Annotated in this window: 17 protein-coding genes; 12 read left to right on the plus strand and 5 right to left on the minus strand. The window is 60.9% G+C overall.

The genetic code is table 11. The features are described 5' to 3' along the window. The first annotated feature begins 9 nt into the window (after positions 1-9). Entirely contained in the window at positions 10-846 is an 837-nt protein-coding gene (locus KIO76_RS17615; protein ID WP_213324454.1) for a class I SAM-dependent methyltransferase, read from the plus strand. 162 nt (positions 847-1,008) lie between these two features. Here KIO76_RS17615 and KIO76_RS17620 read toward each other — a convergent pair whose 3' ends face one another. Then, positions 1,009-2,658: an arylsulfatase gene (locus KIO76_RS17620; protein WP_213324455.1), complete on the minus strand. Its 1,650-nt coding sequence runs from the start codon at positions 2,656-2,658 to the stop codon at positions 1,009-1,011. 870 nt (positions 2,659-3,528) lie between these two features. Here KIO76_RS17620 and KIO76_RS17625 point away from each other — a divergent pair. Together KIO76_RS17625 and KIO76_RS17630 are read left to right on the plus strand one after the other, a co-directional pair. Continuing rightward, positions 3,529-5,121, plus strand: a complete 1,593-nt coding sequence (locus tag KIO76_RS17625) for a serine hydrolase (RefSeq protein ID WP_213324456.1) — start codon at positions 3,529-3,531, stop codon at positions 5,119-5,121. Positions 5,122-5,363: 242 nt separating this feature from the next. Then, entirely contained in the window at positions 5,364-6,758 is a 1,395-nt protein-coding gene (locus KIO76_RS17630) for a DUF4214 domain-containing protein (RefSeq protein ID WP_213324457.1), read from the plus strand. Here the strand turns inward: KIO76_RS17630 and KIO76_RS17635 are convergent. Beyond that, on the minus strand, positions 6,719-7,789 hold the full coding sequence (locus KIO76_RS17635; RefSeq protein WP_213324458.1) for a hypothetical protein: 1,071 nt from the start codon (positions 7,787-7,789) through the stop codon (positions 6,719-6,721). The genes KIO76_RS17630 and KIO76_RS17635 overlap by 40 nt on opposite strands. A gap of 418 nt (positions 7,790-8,207) precedes the next feature. Between KIO76_RS17635 and KIO76_RS17640 the strand changes: the two genes are divergently transcribed. Together KIO76_RS17640 and KIO76_RS17645 are read left to right on the plus strand one after the other, a co-directional pair. After that, positions 8,208-8,603: a DUF6152 family protein gene (locus KIO76_RS17640; RefSeq protein WP_213324459.1), complete on the plus strand. Its 396-nt coding sequence runs from the start codon at positions 8,208-8,210 to the stop codon at positions 8,601-8,603. Between the two features lie 8 nt (positions 8,604-8,611). Continuing rightward, positions 8,612-9,097: a DUF2214 domain-containing protein gene (locus KIO76_RS17645; protein WP_349629395.1), complete on the plus strand. Its 486-nt coding sequence runs from the start codon at positions 8,612-8,614 to the stop codon at positions 9,095-9,097. A 16-nt stretch (positions 9,098-9,113) separates the two neighbouring features. On the opposite strand, the gene KIO76_RS17650 is transcribed toward KIO76_RS17645, so the two are convergent. Further along, positions 9,114-9,449, minus strand: a complete 336-nt coding sequence (locus KIO76_RS17650; protein ID WP_213324460.1) for a GIY-YIG nuclease family protein — start codon at positions 9,447-9,449, stop codon at positions 9,114-9,116. 102 nt (positions 9,450-9,551) lie between these two features. Here KIO76_RS17650 and KIO76_RS17655 point away from each other — a divergent pair, with 102 nt between their 5' ends. Further along, positions 9,552-10,166: a DUF2239 family protein gene (locus tag KIO76_RS17655; RefSeq protein WP_213324461.1), complete on the plus strand. Its 615-nt coding sequence runs from the start codon at positions 9,552-9,554 to the stop codon at positions 10,164-10,166. A gap of 222 nt (positions 10,167-10,388) precedes the next feature. On the opposite strand, the gene KIO76_RS17660 is transcribed toward KIO76_RS17655, so the two are convergent. Further along, positions 10,389-10,724, minus strand: coding sequence for a DUF6481 family protein (locus tag KIO76_RS17660; RefSeq protein WP_213324462.1), 336 nt, complete (start codon positions 10,722-10,724; stop codon positions 10,389-10,391). 303 nt (positions 10,725-11,027) lie between these two features. Here KIO76_RS17660 and KIO76_RS17665 point away from each other — a divergent pair, with 303 nt between their 5' ends. The 3 genes from KIO76_RS17665 (at position 11,028) to KIO76_RS17675 (ending at position 13,083) form a co-directional block, all read left to right on the plus strand. Beyond that, positions 11,028-11,483 carry a hypothetical protein gene (locus KIO76_RS17665; protein ID WP_213324463.1) on the plus strand — a complete coding sequence of 152 codons (456 nt, stop codon included), beginning with the start codon at positions 11,028-11,030 and terminating at the stop codon, positions 11,481-11,483. A 438-nt stretch (positions 11,484-11,921) separates the two neighbouring features. After that, positions 11,922-12,203 carry a hypothetical protein gene (locus KIO76_RS17670; protein ID WP_213324464.1) on the plus strand — a complete coding sequence of 94 codons (282 nt, stop codon included), beginning with the start codon at positions 11,922-11,924 and terminating at the stop codon, positions 12,201-12,203. A gap of 178 nt (positions 12,204-12,381) precedes the next feature. Beyond that, positions 12,382-13,083, plus strand: a complete 702-nt coding sequence (locus tag KIO76_RS17675) for a metallophosphoesterase (RefSeq protein WP_349629396.1) — start codon at positions 12,382-12,384, stop codon at positions 13,081-13,083. A gap of 216 nt (positions 13,084-13,299) precedes the next feature. On the opposite strand, the gene KIO76_RS17680 is transcribed toward KIO76_RS17675, so the two are convergent. Continuing rightward, a complete protein-coding gene (locus KIO76_RS17680; RefSeq protein WP_213325327.1) occupies positions 13,300-14,901 on the minus strand; it encodes a Do family serine endopeptidase in 1,602 nt (533 codons plus the stop codon). Positions 14,902-15,270: 369 nt separating this feature from the next. On the opposite strand from KIO76_RS17680, the gene KIO76_RS17685 reads away from it, so the two are divergent. From KIO76_RS17685 to KIO76_RS17695, 3 genes are all read left to right on the plus strand, one after another. Continuing rightward, positions 15,271-15,834: a hypothetical protein gene (locus KIO76_RS17685; RefSeq protein ID WP_213324465.1), complete on the plus strand. Its 564-nt coding sequence runs from the start codon at positions 15,271-15,273 to the stop codon at positions 15,832-15,834. 93 nt (positions 15,835-15,927) lie between these two features. Then, complete coding sequence (locus KIO76_RS17690; RefSeq protein WP_213324466.1) at positions 15,928-16,587, plus strand: DUF1345 domain-containing protein; 660 nt, start codon at positions 15,928-15,930, stop codon at positions 16,585-16,587. Positions 16,588-16,711: 124 nt separating this feature from the next. After that, positions 16,712-17,278 carry an Imm27 family immunity protein gene (locus KIO76_RS17695; RefSeq protein ID WP_213324467.1) on the plus strand — a complete coding sequence of 189 codons (567 nt, stop codon included), beginning with the start codon at positions 16,712-16,714 and terminating at the stop codon, positions 17,276-17,278. The last annotated feature ends 257 nt before the right edge of the window (positions 17,279-17,535 follow it).

Raw genomic sequence — 17,535 nt, forward strand, 5'->3', positions numbered from 1 at the left:
AAATGTCCCATGAAGCCGATCCGTTTTTTGGCGACTGCATGTGCAGCATCCATCCTATCGCTCGGTGTGGCCATGGCCCAGCCCGCCCAACCGGCGCAGCCCGGCACTCCGACTTATCAGCCCGAGTCCGGACAGGCGGGCAAGGACGTCGTCTGGGTTCCCACCCATCAGTCCCTTGTGGACCGCATGCTTGAGATGGCCGAGGTGACGCCGAACGACTATCTCATCGATCTTGGGTCCGGGGACGGGCGAACAGTGATCACGGCGGCCAAGCGAGGTCTCCGCGCCCATGGCATCGAGTACAATCCCGATCTCGTCGCGCTTTCACAACGTGCTGCTGAAAGTGAGGGTGTAAAGGATAAAGCGACCTTCGCTCAGGGCGATATTTTTGAGACGGACTTCTCCGACGCGACCGTGTTGACGCTTTTTCTGCTGCCAGAGCTCAATCTGCGCCTGCGTCCGACCATCCTCGAAATGAAGCCTGGAACACGTGTGGTGTCCAACACCTTCATGATGGATGACTGGGAGCCGGACCAGAGCATCGAATCCGGGGCCGATTGCAAATCTTTCTGCAGGGCGCATAAGTGGATCGTACCAGCCAAGGTCGACGGCACCTGGAAACTCGACAACGGCGAGCTGAAGCTGACCCAGAAGTTTCAGATGTTGTCGGGTGAGTTGATCCAGAATGGAAAGAGCTCGCCTCTGACCGACGCGAGGATGAACGGTGCCGAGATCACCTTCACCGCCGATGGCCGGGTCTATAAAGGGCGCGTCACCGAGGGGCGAATGGAGAGCGCCGGCGATGCGAACGGCCCGAAATGGAGCGCCACGCGCAGCAGTACCTGATAGCTGCGGGCGTCAGCCTCCGGTGCGGAGTGGAGCGCAGCAACGACGGCGAGGTCAATGCGCTCCACCGATGTGTTCCCGCCGTGTCTCTCCACGTGTGAGCCGCGGCAAGTCCGCCGCTCGGCACGCCAGCGATGGAAGAATCGCCGACGCTAGCGGCCGCTATTGGCCCTCGCGATTCCGGAGAGTCTCGTCGATCTTTGCTTTCACTGCCTCGAGGTTGAACGATGCGGGTGATTGCATCGGGGGATATTCCAGCGCCGTCTGCGCCAGCTGGGCGACCCTCTGCTGGACGAGCACGAAGCGCCAGAACTCCCGGGCGTAGAACTCATTCATATAGCCGCCTCCGAGATGGTTCAGATTCTCGCCGCGGATCGAAGGCGTCCGCTCGAAAGGATCCTGACGAAGGTTCACGATCGTCGGCATGTCGGTCGTGACTTTCTCTCCAGGCCAGCCATAAGGCTGTTGGTAGAACTGGAACTTAAAATCATCGATGCGGATGGCGCCGAACTGTGGCCCGCCGAAATAGAACAGCTCGTGACGCGCGGACGGCCCCTTGCCGAGCAGCAGGTCCATTTGATTGTAGCCGTCGAGATGGTTCTTATAGGTCCGGTCGCCCAGTTTGACGCCCCTTAGAAGTTGCTCCGTGATATTCGGGTTGCCTGCGGCGGCCGCAAGCGTCGGCAACCAATCGAGTCCGGAAAAAAGGCCGTTCTCCACCGTGCCTGGCTTCACTTTGCCTGGCCAGCGGATGATGGCCGGCACGCGAAAGCCGCCCTCAAAGACCGTGCCCTTGGTGCCCCGGAAGGGTGTCATTCCGCCGTCGGGCCAAGTGAAAACCTCAGCGCCATTGTCGGTGGTAAAGATCACGATGGTGTTGTCAGCTTCGCCGATATCCTGCAGGTGCTTCAGCAAGGCGCCAATGCTGTCGTCCATCTGCGCCATTCCTGCTTCCTCCAGGCCGTAATTGGACTGATAATTCATCATCGCCTGATATTTTGGAGGAAGGAATGTGAAGACGTGCATGCGCGTCGTGTTGTGCCAAATGAAGAACGGCTTGTTGTCCTTTTTTGCCTGATCCATGAAGTTGGTGCTGGCTTGCACCAGGACTTCATCGAATGTCTCCATGTTGTACTTGGCTTTGCGACCTTCCTGCCAGTTCTGCTTGCCGGCCATGTCCGGGAACGGCGCGAGCGGCCCTTCATCAACGATGCGCTGCTTACCAACCCGCCCCCAGCGGGGCATCACCGTTGGGTCATCCACCGCCGTCGCATAGCTGCGGATCAGATTCCGTGGGCCGTATGTGTCGATCCAATCTTGAGGGTAGTCGAACCAGTATGGGTCGGACATGGCGTCGAGGTGGTACAGATAACCGAAGAATTCGTCGAAGCCATGCGCTGTCGGAAGATATTTGTTCAGGTCCCCCAGGTGGTTTTTGCCGAATTGACCGGTGACATAGCCCTGCGCCTTCAGCACCGTGGCGAGGGTGACCGCCTGATCGGGCATGCCCACATCGGCGCCCGCTTGGCCGACGGTAGTCAAACCCGTGCGCAGCGGTAGCTCACCGGTAATAAAATTGGCGCGGCCGGCGGTGCAACTCGCCTCGGCGTAATAGTCGGTGAACCGCAAGCCCTCAGCGGCCAATCGGTCGAGATTCGGCGTTCTCCCAGACATCATTCCCTGATGATAAGCGCCAATATTGAACCAGCCGACATCATCTCCCATGATCACGAGGATATTCGGTGGCGGTGTTGGCGATGGTGCAGGGGAGGGAGCCTGTGCGTTCCCCGTCGATATGATCGCCGCAGACATGAGCGCAGCCGCTCCCAGAAGCGCTGCCCCGGAGGCGAGCGCGGCGGCCAGTCTGTGGCACCGATTGCTGAAGCAGAGGGATGATTGCGTGAGATGCGCTTCGTCTGAATGCGTATCTGCCATGGCGTTTCCCCAATGACCGACGTCACTGCCCATACGGGTGAGGTTGGATCTGCGGACGCCACTGATAAATGGCGTCACAATTCTATGTATTTGAAGAAGATATACTTTTACATAGAGTGTTTAATTTTTCGGGTCTGGCCTTCACAAGGACCTATACCTTCGATCGACATATCATTGCTGAAATAAGCATGCTAGCAATGATCTTGTCGCGCGCCGGCGCGAATACCGCCTAAGCCCGCCATTCCGCGGAATGTGTGGGTAGGATGGCCAATTATCGGCACTGGCCAATCAGCTGAGCGCGATTGGCATCTTCCGTTCCATATATTCGTATAATACAACCGATCTCACATGGACGATTATTTGATGCGCGCAATAATATTGACTGTCAAGGTTTGGGATCTGGTCTGCCATCAATCGTTTGCTCCGGCAGGCCGATCGGCTGTCGGAGAGGCTGAGCGTTGTGGCACCGCCCGTGGTCTCCCTGCGCGGGAATGACGAACGAGCGCCGTCCATCTTCCGATTCTCGACCGTTCTGTTCCTTGCGCGGCAGCTCTGGGAGGTCTTGGCGTATCAGCCGCTTCGCTGGTAGCCTGCGTATCGCATCATGTGGGAAGTTAACTTGGAGCCCACTTGAGTTTTGCGGGGAGGGGGCATGAGCGGAACACGAGAGCGCGGGTTGTCGAAAATTACCCATCGCGGCGATCTACCCAGAGGCCCGGCATGATGACGCACGACTTACCTCGGAGAATGAAGAACATAGCTTTGAAGTTGGTTTGCGTGCTTGGTCTGCCCGTGCTCGCCTCGGCATTGTCACTCGCCTCCTCGCCTGCGGCTAGGGCTGAGACTGCTCCGTCGTCTCCTTCCGAGGTCGCGGCACTTCCCGTTTCCGAAGAGCAGATCGATCGGGCTGTTGGCAGACTGGACGAGCTCGCTGGTGCAATCCTCACCAAAACCGGTATTCCCGGTCTTTCTGTCGCAGTCGTACACAGGGGAAAGACCATCTACGCAAAGGGCTTTGGCCTGCGCAAGGTGGGTGAGTCTGCCCCTGTCGACGCGGATACGGTGTTCCAAATCGCCTCTCTTTCGAAATCCGTCGGTGCGACAGTCGTCGCGCGCCTTGTGGCTCAGGGGGTCATCGCCTGGGATACGCCTGTGGTGAAGCACCTGCCGTGGTTTGCGCTAGCGGATCCATGGGTCAGCACCCATGTGACCATTGGGGATCTCTACGCGCATCGCTCAGGATTGCCGGACCATGCGGGCGATAATCTGGAGGATCTCGATTTCGATCAGCGCGCCGTGCTCGAGCGGCTGCGCTTCTTGCCTCTGCACGCATTCCGGAGCGACTATGCCTATACCAACTTCGGCCTCACGGCGGCGGCCGTCTCGGCGGCGGCCGCCGCTGGCAGTGATTGGGCGGACCTCTCGACAAAGCTACTCTACAAGCCGCTCGGAATGGCGGCGACTAGTTCACGCTACGCCGATTTTGCCGCCAGCTCCAATCGCGCCGTCGGCCACGTCAAGACAAGCAAGGGCTACGAACCGCTCTATGTCCGCCAGCCCGATGCTCAGACGCCGGCGGGAGGTGTCAGCTCCTCAGTGAAGGATATGGCTCGATGGATGGCGCTGATCCTGCAGAATGGGCGCTTCGAGGGGAGGCAGCTTATAGAGGCTTCCGCCCTGCTGCCCGCGATCTCGCCACAAGTGGTCAGCGCCCACCCCGCCTCGTCCGCCGCCCGCGCAGGCTTCTATGGCTTCGGTTTTGGTACGGGGATTCAGGCATCGGGCCGCACCACATTGAGCCACTCCGGTGCTTTCTCCTTGGGGGCGGCAACGAACTACGTGATGATCCCATCACTCGACATCGGAATTGTCGTGCTGAGCAATGCGGCGCCGATCGGTGCCGTCGAAGCCTTGGGCATGGAATTCGCCGACCTGGTGACAGTAGGTAGGATCACTGAGGATTGGTACGCCCTCTATAATCGGGCGATGGAGGGAATGGCCACGCCGGTCGGCCGTCTCGTCGGAAAGGACAGGCCCTCGGACGTAAGGCCAGCGGAAGCGCTGTCGGCCTACACAGGCATCTATTCCAACGATTACTTCGGTGACGCGCAGATCTCTGAGGACAAGGGCAAGTTGATTTTGACCATAGGACCCCAGGCGCGGCGCCATACGCTCGAACATTGGGACGGCTCGACGTTCGTGTTCGCTATTTCCGGTGAAAATGCGCCTGTCGGATCCCTGTCTGCTGTAGAGTTCGTAACAAATGACCGCGCTACAGCGGAGAAGATGGTCGTCGAGTTTCTTGATGAAGACGGCACAGGTACATTCCGCCGGCGCTAGATGATCTTCTCCTCTAATGATCGAACGGGTGGTATAGAACGTGATATCATCCAATTTCCAAAAATTTCCAAAGAAGGGCATTAATTTCCACGGCTTCTCCGGATGGCTTGAACTAGACTGGTCGGCACCACGCTTCGGTGAACCAGATTATCCTCCGGTGGGCAATGAGTAATTCAGCAAATTCGATTAGTACGGAACAGACCAGCGGCGATGATCAACCGGTAGGGGCGCCCGAGAGCGAGGTGATCGACGGCCGTCTGGGCGTCGACACGTTCGTTGTCGATGGGATCCGTAGTCAGTTCGATGTCAGCTTCGTCGGCGGTATCGCCTATCTGACCGACAATGCCACGGGCCATGTCGACAAGCTCGCCAACATCCAAAAAATCCAGTTCGACGATACGGTCATCGACCTCTTCGCGGTTGACCAGGCGGAAATCGCCGCCCTTTACAAAGTCATTCTCGGCCGCGATGCGGATGATGCAGGCTTGGCATTCTGGAGCGAACAAAGCGCAAATGGCATGAGTCTGGGCGATCTTGCGCATGCTTTCATTGATGCGGCCGAGTTCGAGCAGCCGAGTGCTGAGGTCGCGGTGACCCGGCTTTACGCCGATATCCTCGGCCGAGAGCCCGACCCCGCGGGGGCAGCCTATTGGGCTGGCGTGATTACGGACGGAGCATCATTCGCGGTCGTGGCGGAAGCCTTCATACGCAGCGCGGAATTCGCAACTTCGGCTGATACGGTCTTCCCCCGATCATCCTGGGCCGCCTCGACGCCCTGGGCGGACGATGCGACCATCCTATTCGGAGAAACGGACGGCGATATCACCGGGACGGTCACGGTACCCAATCACACGCTCACGCAGGCCGGAAACAATCTTGTCTTCTTCGGTGACGCGACGGGGCGGCTGCTTGATGAGGTTCACGGCGGCAACAACACGATCGTGGGCGGTATCACGGCCGAAGGCGGGCAGAACTGGCTCATCGGCGATGCACTCGATATTCTGGACAATGCCATTGGCGGCAACGACACTTTGTTGGTGAATGACAACGGCTTTTCCGGGACATTCACCCTTGTCGGCGATGCGCTGTTCATCGGCGGGGCAGGCCGTGGCGGCAACGACGAGTTGGTCGGTGTGTCGATGCCTTCAGCCCAGAATATCCTTTATGGCGACGCGGTCACCCTGGGGGCCGGTTCGACCGGCGGCAATGACCGGATCGAGGCCGGAAACGTCGGCGGGCAGAGTGGCATGACCAACCACCTGTACGGCGACGCGAAAACTCTGGCTGCAGGCGCCCGCGGGGGTGACGACGTTCTCATCAGCGGGGCCGGCAACGACGAAATGTGGGGTGATGCAGCCGTGGTCGAGACCGGCGCGATCACAGGTCGGGACATCTTTGCGTTCGGTCCCGGCAACGGCAAGGACGTCATTCATGATTTCCGGCCGCGTGAAGACAAGATCGATTTGAGTGCCTATGGCATTCACAGCCTTGCCGATCTCAACGGGAAAATTCACGCCTATGGATCCCATGGCGAGAACATCCTCATAGACTTGGGCGGCGGCAACGAAGTCCTCGTCATGGGGCTCCCCGCGCGTGTTTACGGCAGTAAGGATTTTATCTTCGCGGTGGACGAATAACGACCGGTCTCTTGGAGTGCATCCTGGCGCCCTGTGTGGGGCGCCAGCTTATCCAGGGCAAGCCCTAATGCCCGCTGATCCTCGGGCGGCACATCAATCAGTATGCCATCGCGGAAGTTCAGGACGAAATCGACGGCATTCTTTGCGAAGCTTAGCCGCTCCTTGCCTTCACGATAGCCGAGCAGGCCGAGCCATTCGTCGATCAGCACGGGGTCCGGTGCCGCATAGGCGGGAATGGCGCCGATCGCCCCATCGCTGTAGTCCCGCATGAGCAGAAACCGGCCCGTCAACAACCGCCCGTCAAAATCGAGGACGGCCGACCCACTGAGCAAGCCGGTGAGCAAGCTCGCTGGAAACGGCGGCAGATGCAGATTGAGGACCCAAGCCCGTCGTGCGAAATCCGCGTGAAGGATGGCTTGCGCATAACGCGTGTCGGCGATCATTTCGCCCGACAGGACGAAAGCTCGACCGAACAAGTCCTCGCGATAGGTGAACTTGGATCGATGGCCGTCAAGCGCATCGATCTGCACATGCCCAACCACCAGCCGACCCATCTCCAGCGGCGACCAGGCAGGAGAAATCGCCAGATATCGTCCGGGAAGGACATGGTCGGCCCTCCACGCGGAAGGATGGTCGGCGCGCGGCGCTGAAGGTTCGCCTGACACGTCCGCGGTATCAGGCGCTCGCACGGGGAGACTATCGGGTGACAGCCGGCCGACGGTCTCTCTTGGCAAGGCGTGGGAGCGGCTCAAGGCTTCGGCAAATTCATTGAAGGACGAGGCCGCGATGAAGGACGGCGTGAGATGTCCTCCCAGAACTGCTGACCAATCGGAATAGACGCGGGACACGCGGGGCAGCGCCTTCCCTGCGAACCATTTGTAGGCGTTTTGCGGCGTGAACGCTGTCAGCGCGTTGGCGGCGGAAAACCGGGCGCAGATCTCCTTGTGGGTCGTGCAATTCAGCGCGAGGGACGTGAGCTGTAGTTTCGCCGCCAGAACTCGCCTGGCATGAACATCTTTTGTCGCGCGCACTTTCGCGGTGTCTTTGTGATCATTTTGATCGGCGTCGGTCGTCCCTCGCCGCCCACGCGTTGCAGCAACGTCATTGCCCCCCATCTCGCTTCCCCAAACAGCCGTTCTTCGAACCGGTCAGCCCTCAAGGTATCTTATTATCATACCACGGGAGCCAAGGAAGAGACGTCCGATCACGCGGCTTCGCATCAGTGCCGATCGAAGCGGCGCTTCCGCAACGTCAGCCCTGGTCCGCTCCGATCGTCGCGCCGGCAATGTATGCCCCGAGCCAGCCGCCCCAAGCCGTCGTCATCGCGCCTCGGACCGTAGGGCATGGAGTTGCGCGCCTGCATGACGCGCTTTTGAAGACAGTTCTTCACGTATCCGGGCATATTGGCATGACGATCACGGATCTCGTACAAAGCAGGAGACGTTAGCCATGCTACCGCTGACACAGAGGCGCCTGTTTCTCGGACTGGCCGTTGTGGGAACCGTGGCGGCCGTTATCGGTCCCGCTGCCGCGCACCATGGCTGGTCGTGGGCGGATGGCGAGCAAATTCAACTCAAGGGGCAGATCCAGTCGATCTCGATGGCTCCGCCGCATCCGATGCTGCACGTCAAGGCGGAAGATGGCGCGGTGTGGCAGGTTGATCTCGGTAACCCAAGCCAGACGGCTCGCTCCGGATTTACAGGCAATACCGCGAAGGTCGGTGATGCCATCACGGCCATCGGCAACCGTAATCGTGACCACAGCAAGATGCATATGAAAGCCGTGCGTATCGTCATCGCTGGCAAGAATTACGATATGTATCCCGAGCGAATTCAAACGAACTGATCGTTCTCGTGGAATCTATATTCGGTCCGACGCTCCAGTGGGTGGGGACGTGGCCGGGCGCCGTTTGGCTGCAGAGTTCCGGCACAGCCTATCTGTTCGTCAATGCCGCTCATATTCTGTCGATCGGGTTGATCGTAGGCGGAATCCTGCCGCTGGATTTTCGGCTTATGGGCTTCAGCCGCGTGACATCGCTGGCTGTTATCGGCCCTTTTCTGTCCCGCACGGCCGCGACAGGCGTTGTGCTCACGATTGCAACGGGGTTGTGGCTGTTTAGTGTGCGTCCGGTCGAATATGTCGGCAATCCCGCCTTCCTCGCGAAGCTGGCCGTGCTCGGATTGGCGCTGGTGAATGTCCTCTTCCAGCATCGCAGCCGGGAGTTCGCCGCGGCTTTGCGCGGCGGGCGCATCACGGCGGGCGTACGTCTGCGTGCCCTCATTTCGGCCACGCTCTGGTTGCTGACCCTTGTCGCTGGACGGTGGATCGGATTCGTATGAGGTCGGTGAGCCGGCCTTAAAGTCTCGCGGCCTTCAATTCCGCGCACCAATAGGCAAGACGGTCACCCAGCAAACGCTCAGCGACGTAGGAGGGCAGATCTTCGTCGATTGTCTCGAGGGTCTTGAGGCGGAAAGCGTCCAGGCCGTGGGTATGCCACGCCGCTTGCAGCCCGGCATGGCGATGCAGACCCTGCCCCAAGGTGAACTCGAGCCTGTTCCGGATGGTGGAGAGATCCGGCGCTCGGCCGACCCAATGGGCGCCTGTCGCCGTGCATTCACCCGCATAGATGCCGGCGACGGTCTTTCGCTCTTTGTAGGCAGCAATATGCGCCTTCCGCTCCTCGCGATTCATGTCGATCCTCCATTCCAGCCACGACGCTAATATTTTATCCGGGTGATATTGGCAATGAAATTTATCCGGGTATAATTAAGATGGTTAGCTCTGGAGATGGTGATGTCCCAATCGACCCCCACATGCTTGACGGCTTTCCACGGCGAGGCCCTGCTCGCCAGGGGGAGCTGGATTGATGTCGCGCTTGCTGTTCATTCTGCCGTCGGACACGATCCGGATATTGAAGTGCTGACCTTCGACGATGCGACCGGCCAGATCATTGATCTGGATGTGCGGGGCTCTGCGCAGGACGTTGCGGAGCGCTACGCCGCCATGGTCGCGATCCCACAGGTCTCAGCTCCATCCTCAGTCTCCGGCGAACGCAGCCGCGGACGACCGAAGCTCGGTGTTGTCGCGCGAGAGGTAACTCTCTTGCCCCGCCATTGGGAGTGGCTGGCTGCGCAGCCGGGCGGAGCTTCGCAGACGTTGCGCCGCCTTGTAGAGACCGCTCGCCGGAATGATGAGGGTCAGGGCGAGGCGCGGGCTGGTCGCGATCGCGCTTACCGGTTCATGGCTACCATGGCCGGAAATTGGGCGGGCTTCGAGGAGGCTACCCGTGCGCTGTTCAAAGGGGATCGTGATCAGCTTCACGCCACCACAGCCACTTGGCCGATCGATGTTCAACAATACATCGGTCGGCTCGCATGGGGTAACGCGCCAGATGAGACCGAGGTTTGATGGGCCACGCAGAGAGGCATGTCGCCTAAGCGGTGACGTGCAGAACAGTCCGGAGGATCGGCATTAGGCGAGGAGCCAGCCAAAGCCTGTTGCCGGCGACGTCGCGTTTTCGGGCGGCTTTGGTCTGCTCAGGACAGGAAGGCGAGGGCGCTGAGCTTACGTGCCGCGCCGCTCCGCCCAAAATACAGGAAGCCTGGAATGAAGAAGCGCGCCTGAGAAATCTCAGGAGCGTTGGCGAGCCTTGCGAGCGGCATAGCGCGCGTCGCGTGCAGCCTTCTGTTCAGCGAGCAGCTTCTCCTTGGCGGCCGCCTCCGATTCGGCGCGCGCAATCGCCGCTGCGGCTTCTTCGGCAGCGCGGCGTTCCTCTTCGGCCTGCTTTTCAGCCTGTCGCTGTGCCAGTCGTTCCTCGCGCTCCTTTGCGACAGCGAGGTTCGCTGACCGGCGCTCGGCTAAGTCCGGGTCGTTGATCTTTTTCTGGAATGAGGCCGCGAGGGCCTTCTTGGCTGCCGCTGCGGACGACAGCCTGTCTGCGAACGATGCACCCTTTACGCTCTTCAAAACGATATGACCTCTTTGGGACGTGCCTACGGCACAGATTTCTGCGCCTCCATACAGCAGATATAGCCTCTGAACCAGACGCAGGATTGGCGATGTCGTTAAAAAAAGTTTGACATATCGTGCTGCATTATCTGCAAAGGGCTGGCGATTGGTCGAAGTGGCTCATCCCTGCCATGGCAAAGCCATGGTTGGCTGGCAGAGGGGCATCGGACGTTCCGATAGTCGCTGCCGCTTGGGCCCTTTTTTCATAGGGCGCGCTGGCGCTGATTGTTTCACCGCCGCTGGCGGTTTTGCGAGAGAGCCATGTTGAAGCGTTGCTTGTTCAATGCCGCTGTAGTGACGATCCTGGCGATCGGTGTTGCGCCTGTGTGGGCCGCGCCGCTGGCACCGTCTCCATCTGATAAGGGCGCTGCCGAGACAGAGACGGCCGAGCAAAAGGCCTTTCACGCCAAGGCCGACGCAGCGTTGAAGGCGCTGGACGAGAAAATGGAGCGTCGCAACCAGGCCGCGCGCCGGGCTGTGATGGGAATCTGTAGCGGATGCCTCAGCCGTTCGGCTGCGGGTCCTGAACCAACCCGAGAAGCGCGGGATATGCGGGACTTCGACCCCTTTTCGGGCTCTGTCGGCGACGCGGCTGTAGAGGCCTCGGACGCCGCCGTGCAACCTGCAGGGCGCCCTGTGCGGCCGCGGGTCTCCCAGGCGCCTCAGGCCCTGCCGCTCGCGCCGCCGCTGCAGATTCTGCCGGATCTTGCACGCTGACGATGCGCGTGCGATGCGCCTATCCCATATGAGAATATAATTGTCTCGATATGTGCCATTGGCGGTAAAGTAGCGTAGGTTGTAGGCCGAATCTGCCTATCTGACTGTACCATTTCGGAGCGCAATGGCCCCGATAAGTTCGGTCCCAGCTTTGTCGTCGGAGCGCACCGTGCGGTGCCGAATGCGGGCGAATGCTCCTGAAGCGCTCTACCTCTGGCCTCTTTGCCCGTGAGGCCATCAGGGATTTTGCATTCCTGCCACGGGAAATGAGCGCAAGGCTCTTCCACTCTAGGACCGTGCTGTCGTGTGCCCAATGGGTTCAGTGATCCCTGCGCGCCGCTTTGTACAGTTCTTGCTGTGCGGGCTATGCGATAGCGCACCGCCTCTCGGGGCAGGGAAGTTTATGTGTGGCGCTAAATAGTTGGGGAGATTGGGGGAATGAGAAAATATCCGCGCGTCCACGCTGATGGAGAGAGCCTGGAAATCGAGCTGGAAGCGAGCCTGACCGTTGTGTCCCATGTTGGCGATCCCATTTTGGTACAGAGTATCGCCCATGTTTGGTCCACATGCGATACCGTGGAGGACGCTATCGCTCATGTGAGTGATCTTCTGGCACGGGATGGTCATCGGATAGTGGATGATTGTGTGCTGCCCTTGCTCCGGGGATTGCCGCAGCAACACCTGGAGCGTGCCGCGACGGTCCCGTTCGACGATCGATAAGCCCCGGTCGGACATGGCCATAGCGGGCTCTGCCGTCGGCCGGGGCACATCCGAACGACGGCTTCTGTCGCTTTGCTGCTTCCCGTTGATCGAGAGCTATTTGCCGCGGGTGATTCCAACCCGCGGCCAAATGCTTTAGGGGACCGTGTCATGGCCCGCTGAATCGATGGGATTGAGCGTGGCAGACGTGGGTACCATGGGCAAAACCTTTGTCATCGCTGATCTGCATGGGCGCTTTGACCTCCTCGAGGCCGCTCTCGCCGCGGTAGAGGAGCGCGCACCTGCTGGAGGCATCGTTGTCTTCACCGGCGATTATGTCGATCGCGGCCCGCAGAGCAGGCAAATCATTGCGCGCTTGATCGCTGGCCCGCCCGTGGGCTGGACCTGGATCTGCCTCAAAGGCAATCATGAGGAGATGATGCTCGGCGCATTGACGCGCACCGCTCCCGAGCAGCGATGGCTCGACAATGGGGGCCGCGAGACGCTGCAGTCCTATAGCCGGAAAGGGGGCGGGGAGGCGGACGGCGCCGTCCCGCCACACCATGTCGCGTGGCTTGGGGCGCTCAGAACCCTGTATCGAGATCGGTACAGGATTTATGTCCATGCCGGCGTCGATGCGACTTTACCGCTGGAGGCGCAGGATCCGCAGGCTTTGATATGGATGCGCTACGCTCCGGATGTGGAGGATGGGCACGGTGATTTTCATGTCATCCACGGCCACACGCCCCATAAGGACGGACCCAAGCACTATCGCGGGCGAACCAATCTTGACACGATGGCCTGGCGCACAGGGCGTCTTGTGGTGGCTGTTTTCGATGATGATCAGCCCGGCGGGCCAATCGAATTGATCGAAATCATCGGAGCTATAGGCGAAGCCTAGCTTCTGCATTCATCCGGGCGAAGGGGATGCTCGCGCCTCGCCCTTACAAGAAGAGCGGCAGGCGGGATGATGGTGTCCGGCCTGCCGCGTTTTGGAGAGCCGGGTACGCGGTCACGATCCCCGGCAGGGGTCCTGGCTCTCCGAGGCTTGAGGGGGGGGCCGATGCGCCGCTTGCGCGGCGCGCCGTCCTCCCCCCAATGTCCTGGTTGTCGGGCCTTACGCCACCGGCAGGGCGACGAAGCGCGAGCCGTCGTCGGTCTTCAGGCGGAAGAGGACAGCCTTGCGGCCTTCCTTCTTGACGTCGGCGATCACCTTGGTGATGTCGGCCGGACGCTCGACCTTGCGGCCGGAGGCCTCGACGATGACGTCGCCGGTCTTCAGGCCACGCTCCTCGGCAGGCGAGCCGGGCTGAACGCCCATCACCACCACGCCCTCCTGGCCGGCGCCGCCGACGCTGGCCGCAGGTGCCAGCTGCAGCCCGAGCTTGCCCTGGCCGGCGCCCTGCTCCTCGCTCAGCGCCGCCGTCTTCTCACCCGGCATCGTCGCCAGCGTCAGCGCGATCTTCTGCGTCTTGCCGTCGCGCCACACCGTCAGGTCGAGCTTGGAGCCCGGCGCATGGCCGGCGATCTCCCGCGACAGGGCACGCGCGTCGCTGACCGCCTTGCCATCGAGCGCCACGATCGCATCGCCCGCCTTCAGGCCGGCCTTGGCCGCCGGACCATTGTCCTCGACGCGCGCCACGATCGCCCCTTCCGCCTTGTCGAGCCCAAGGCCCGCCGCGATATCCGCCGTCACCGGCTGGATCTGCACGCCGATATAGCCGCGGCTCACCGCGCCCTTGTCCTTCAGCTGCTGCACCACCGACTGCACCGTCTCCGACGGAATGGCGAAGGCGATGCCCACATTGCCACCCGATGGCGAGGCGATCGCCGTGTTCACGCCCACCACCTGGCCGGACAGGTTGAAGGTCGGGCCGCCGGAATTGCCCTTGTTGATCGGCGCATCGACCTGGATGAAGTCGTCATAGGGGCCGGCTCCGATGTCACGGCCTCGCGCCGAGACGATGCCCGCCGTCACCGTGCCGCCAAGCCCGAAGGGATTGCCGACCGCCACCACCCAGTCGCCGACCCGCGGGGCCACGCCCGCCAGCGGCACATAGGGGAACGGGCCGGCCTCATCGACCTTCAGAAGCGCCAGATCCGTCTTCGGGTCGGTGCCGATGACCTTGGCCGTGAGACTGCGCCCGTCATCCATCTTCACCTGGATCTCCGAGCCCTTCTCGACCACATGGTTGTTGGTGACGACATAGCCGTCCTGGCTGATGAAGAAGCCCGACCCCTGCGCCTCGCCGAAGCGGCGCGGCTGCTGGCGCTGGCCGCCGCGCGGCCCGCCCTCGCCACCGAAGCGGCGGAAGAACTGCTCGAAGGGGTTGCCAGGGCCACCCGGACCCATGCCGGGCATGCCGAACTCGCCGTCATCCGGCTGGCCGCCGAAGCGCTGCATGCCGCCCTCATCGCGGACGTTGTCGATCGCCACCTTCACCTGAACCGACACCACAGCCGGCTTCACCCGGTCGACGAGATCGGCGAAGGAGGCCTGACCGGGCACCGTCACCGCTGGCGCCGGCGCGATCTGCTGCGCATAGGCCGGACCATAAGGCGGGGCAACCATCCCCTGCAGCACGCCCGCCGTGCCCAGGGCCGCCAGTGCCACCGCCCCCAGCAACAAAGACTTGCGCCGGTTCGACCGGGGCGCCGACACGCCAGCCTGGCGATCCGTCCGAGACGCGGCAGGGCTCTGCAAATTCTTGTCCATCATCATCGTCTTTCCAGTCACGCTCACACAAAAGCCCCATCCCCCTAGGCTCCCGTGCGCAGGACGCGGTCATCGCGCCCCCTCTTCGCAACAGACAATGACAAACCGCCCCTTACAGCACCCTCTCAAAACTATGAATTCTTCGTAAGATTCAAAGGGGACGCCGCGCAGGTAATTTACGCTGCTCGCCATGATTGCTGTGGCACCTGCGCGCCCGATAATCTAGAGGCTGTGAGTGGCTGCGATGGAGCGGCGACGTTTGGGCGAGCGGTAGGAAGGCGGCTGGAAGCCGGCGTCATCCGCCCGCTGGACGGACGGTTTCCGCACGCGAAGCGGCAAGACGTGCATCTGGAAGTGGGAGTAGACCTAGCCATGGCCAATTTTGAAAACTCCAGTTTCGAGAGCTCCCGAGATGCCTCCGCCAGGCCGCACTCGCCGCAGTCGGGGTTCTGGACACGCGAATTGCCTTATCTGGCAATTCTCGTCCTGACCGCCTGCGGCGTGGGCTATGTCAGCCTTACCCGTCACCCCATTCCGTTCTATTGGCAATGCATGGCGGTCATAATCGCGATCGTCTGCATCACCGTCGGCTGGCCAGGAGCGCCCGACGCCCGCAGCCGCTGGCGGCTGATCTGGACCCAAGTGCTGCATTGGGGCGCATTCCTGCTGGCGATGTACCTCGTGTTCCTTCCGAGCGTTCAGGCGATCGCCAACATCGATTCGACGGGCCTCATCATCCTCCTGATCCTCGCGCTCAGCACCTTCGTTGCAGGCGTGCATATCGGCTCCTGGCAGATGTGTGCCAATGGCATCGTCATGGGCCTCGCGGTTCCCACCGTCGCCTGGCTCGACCAGTCTGCCCTGATCCTGACGCTGATCCTCATAGTCGCACTCGCTGCCGCCGGGATCATCGTCTGGTATCGATTACGCGGATGAAGCGAGCTCCTCTGTCGGGGAATTGCGCGCGTCGCTGCTGACACCCCCAAAGAACTTTCCAGGTCTCGCTTCTAGATGCCGGGTATTCCTCCGATGTCCATCCTCAACAGTCTGCGGGCGCGGCCGCGGATCATCATCTTTCTGGCCATCATCATCGGCTTGGCGGCCGTCCTGCCGCACTCGCTTCCGACCTCATCCCGGCTTTTGATGGCCTGGGATGCCGGCGCGCTCGTCTATCTCTGCCTAGTCGCCCACATGGCCTATACCGCGGATGTCGCCGTGATGCGTCGCCGTGCAGCCGTCGAGGACGATGGCGCCATCGCCATTCTGATGTTCACGATCTTCGCCAGTGTCATGAGCCTCGTGGCCATCGTCGTGGAGTTCAGCAATGTCGGAAATCTCCCGCTGGCAATCCGCAATCTCCACATCGCGCTGGCGACGGTGACCATCCTGTTCTCCTGGCTGATCGTCCATGTCAGCTTCGCGCTGCACTACGCCCATGAGTACTACGCGCGGGAGAAACACCACCCCGGCATCCGCTTCCCCTCCTCCGAAAAGGGCGAGAATTTCCAGCCGGACTATTGGGACTTCATGTATTTTGCCGCGAACCTCGGTGCGGCCGCTCAGACGTCGGATGTCGTGATCGAATCCCGCCGGATCCGCCGCCTCGTCCTCTGCCACACGATCCTGTCATTCCTGTTCAACACTGCCATTCTTGCCATGGGCGTGAATATTGCAGCCGGCGTGATCTGAGACAGATTCTGTGCGCACGCGCTAATCGATGCCGTTAACATTCGTTCGGCAAGCGCCAGGGGGCGCGCACTGGTCTCAGCAAGGCTTAGCTTCCCGGAGGTCAGGAATATCACGGACAGAAACCATGGCTGATTCGGACCTTGCAATCGAGTTTACACGCCTCCGGCAGTTGGAACATTTAGCCAAGCAACATGGAATAACCGAAGCTGAACTCTCAGCAGATGGCCAACCGGGGTCGCCTTACTTTCAAGAGGTGCTGCACGCCGCGTCGCGTTTTGCTGATGCAATTGCAAGCCTTACTCGAAATTGCGCCATTGTAAGCGATCCGGACCTCTACCGGCTGGCGCACCGGGCTCAGGAGCAAATGTCGAGCCTTTTCAGGTCGTTGGGAGAAGCTGATGTCAAAGGCCACAATAGGCCGGTCGATCGAATAGGATCAGATGAGCTGCTCATCACCGCCGAATTTGCCAACAGGGATAACCGCGCCGTAGAGCGACGGATTTCTTATCTCACGAAGGAATACCTCACCGAGATCGCGGTTAGCGACGGCGGATGGGCTCTCTTGTTCCGAGATCCGTCCGACGGACGTCTCTGGGAGCTCACCTATCCCCATGGTGAACTTCAAGGAGGTGGTCCGCGACGATTGAGCGTCATTCGCCCTGAAGACGCCGCATACCGTTACCGATTGTAGCGGCCGCTTGATGACGCGCCCTATGGTTTCAGGCATCTGTGCTGGCAATCGTTCCGCCGAGCCGCTATGTGTCGACTTGTTCCTGTTCCTTGCCGCAGGATTGGACGTCCTCCTGTGTCGGGCCGCCCTGCAGCTCCCATCCATGAGGTAAACGCGGGCGAGCGGGACGTGCCGGCTGCCTCGACCGGCGCGTTCCACCACGATCCATCCATCATCTATCTCCAGGCGGAGGAAACCTGTGAGAGATCGGCCTGCGT

It is taken from the genome of Chelatococcus sp. YT9, assembly GCF_018398315.1.
Classification (GTDB): domain Bacteria; phylum Pseudomonadota; class Alphaproteobacteria; order Rhizobiales; family Beijerinckiaceae; genus Chelatococcus.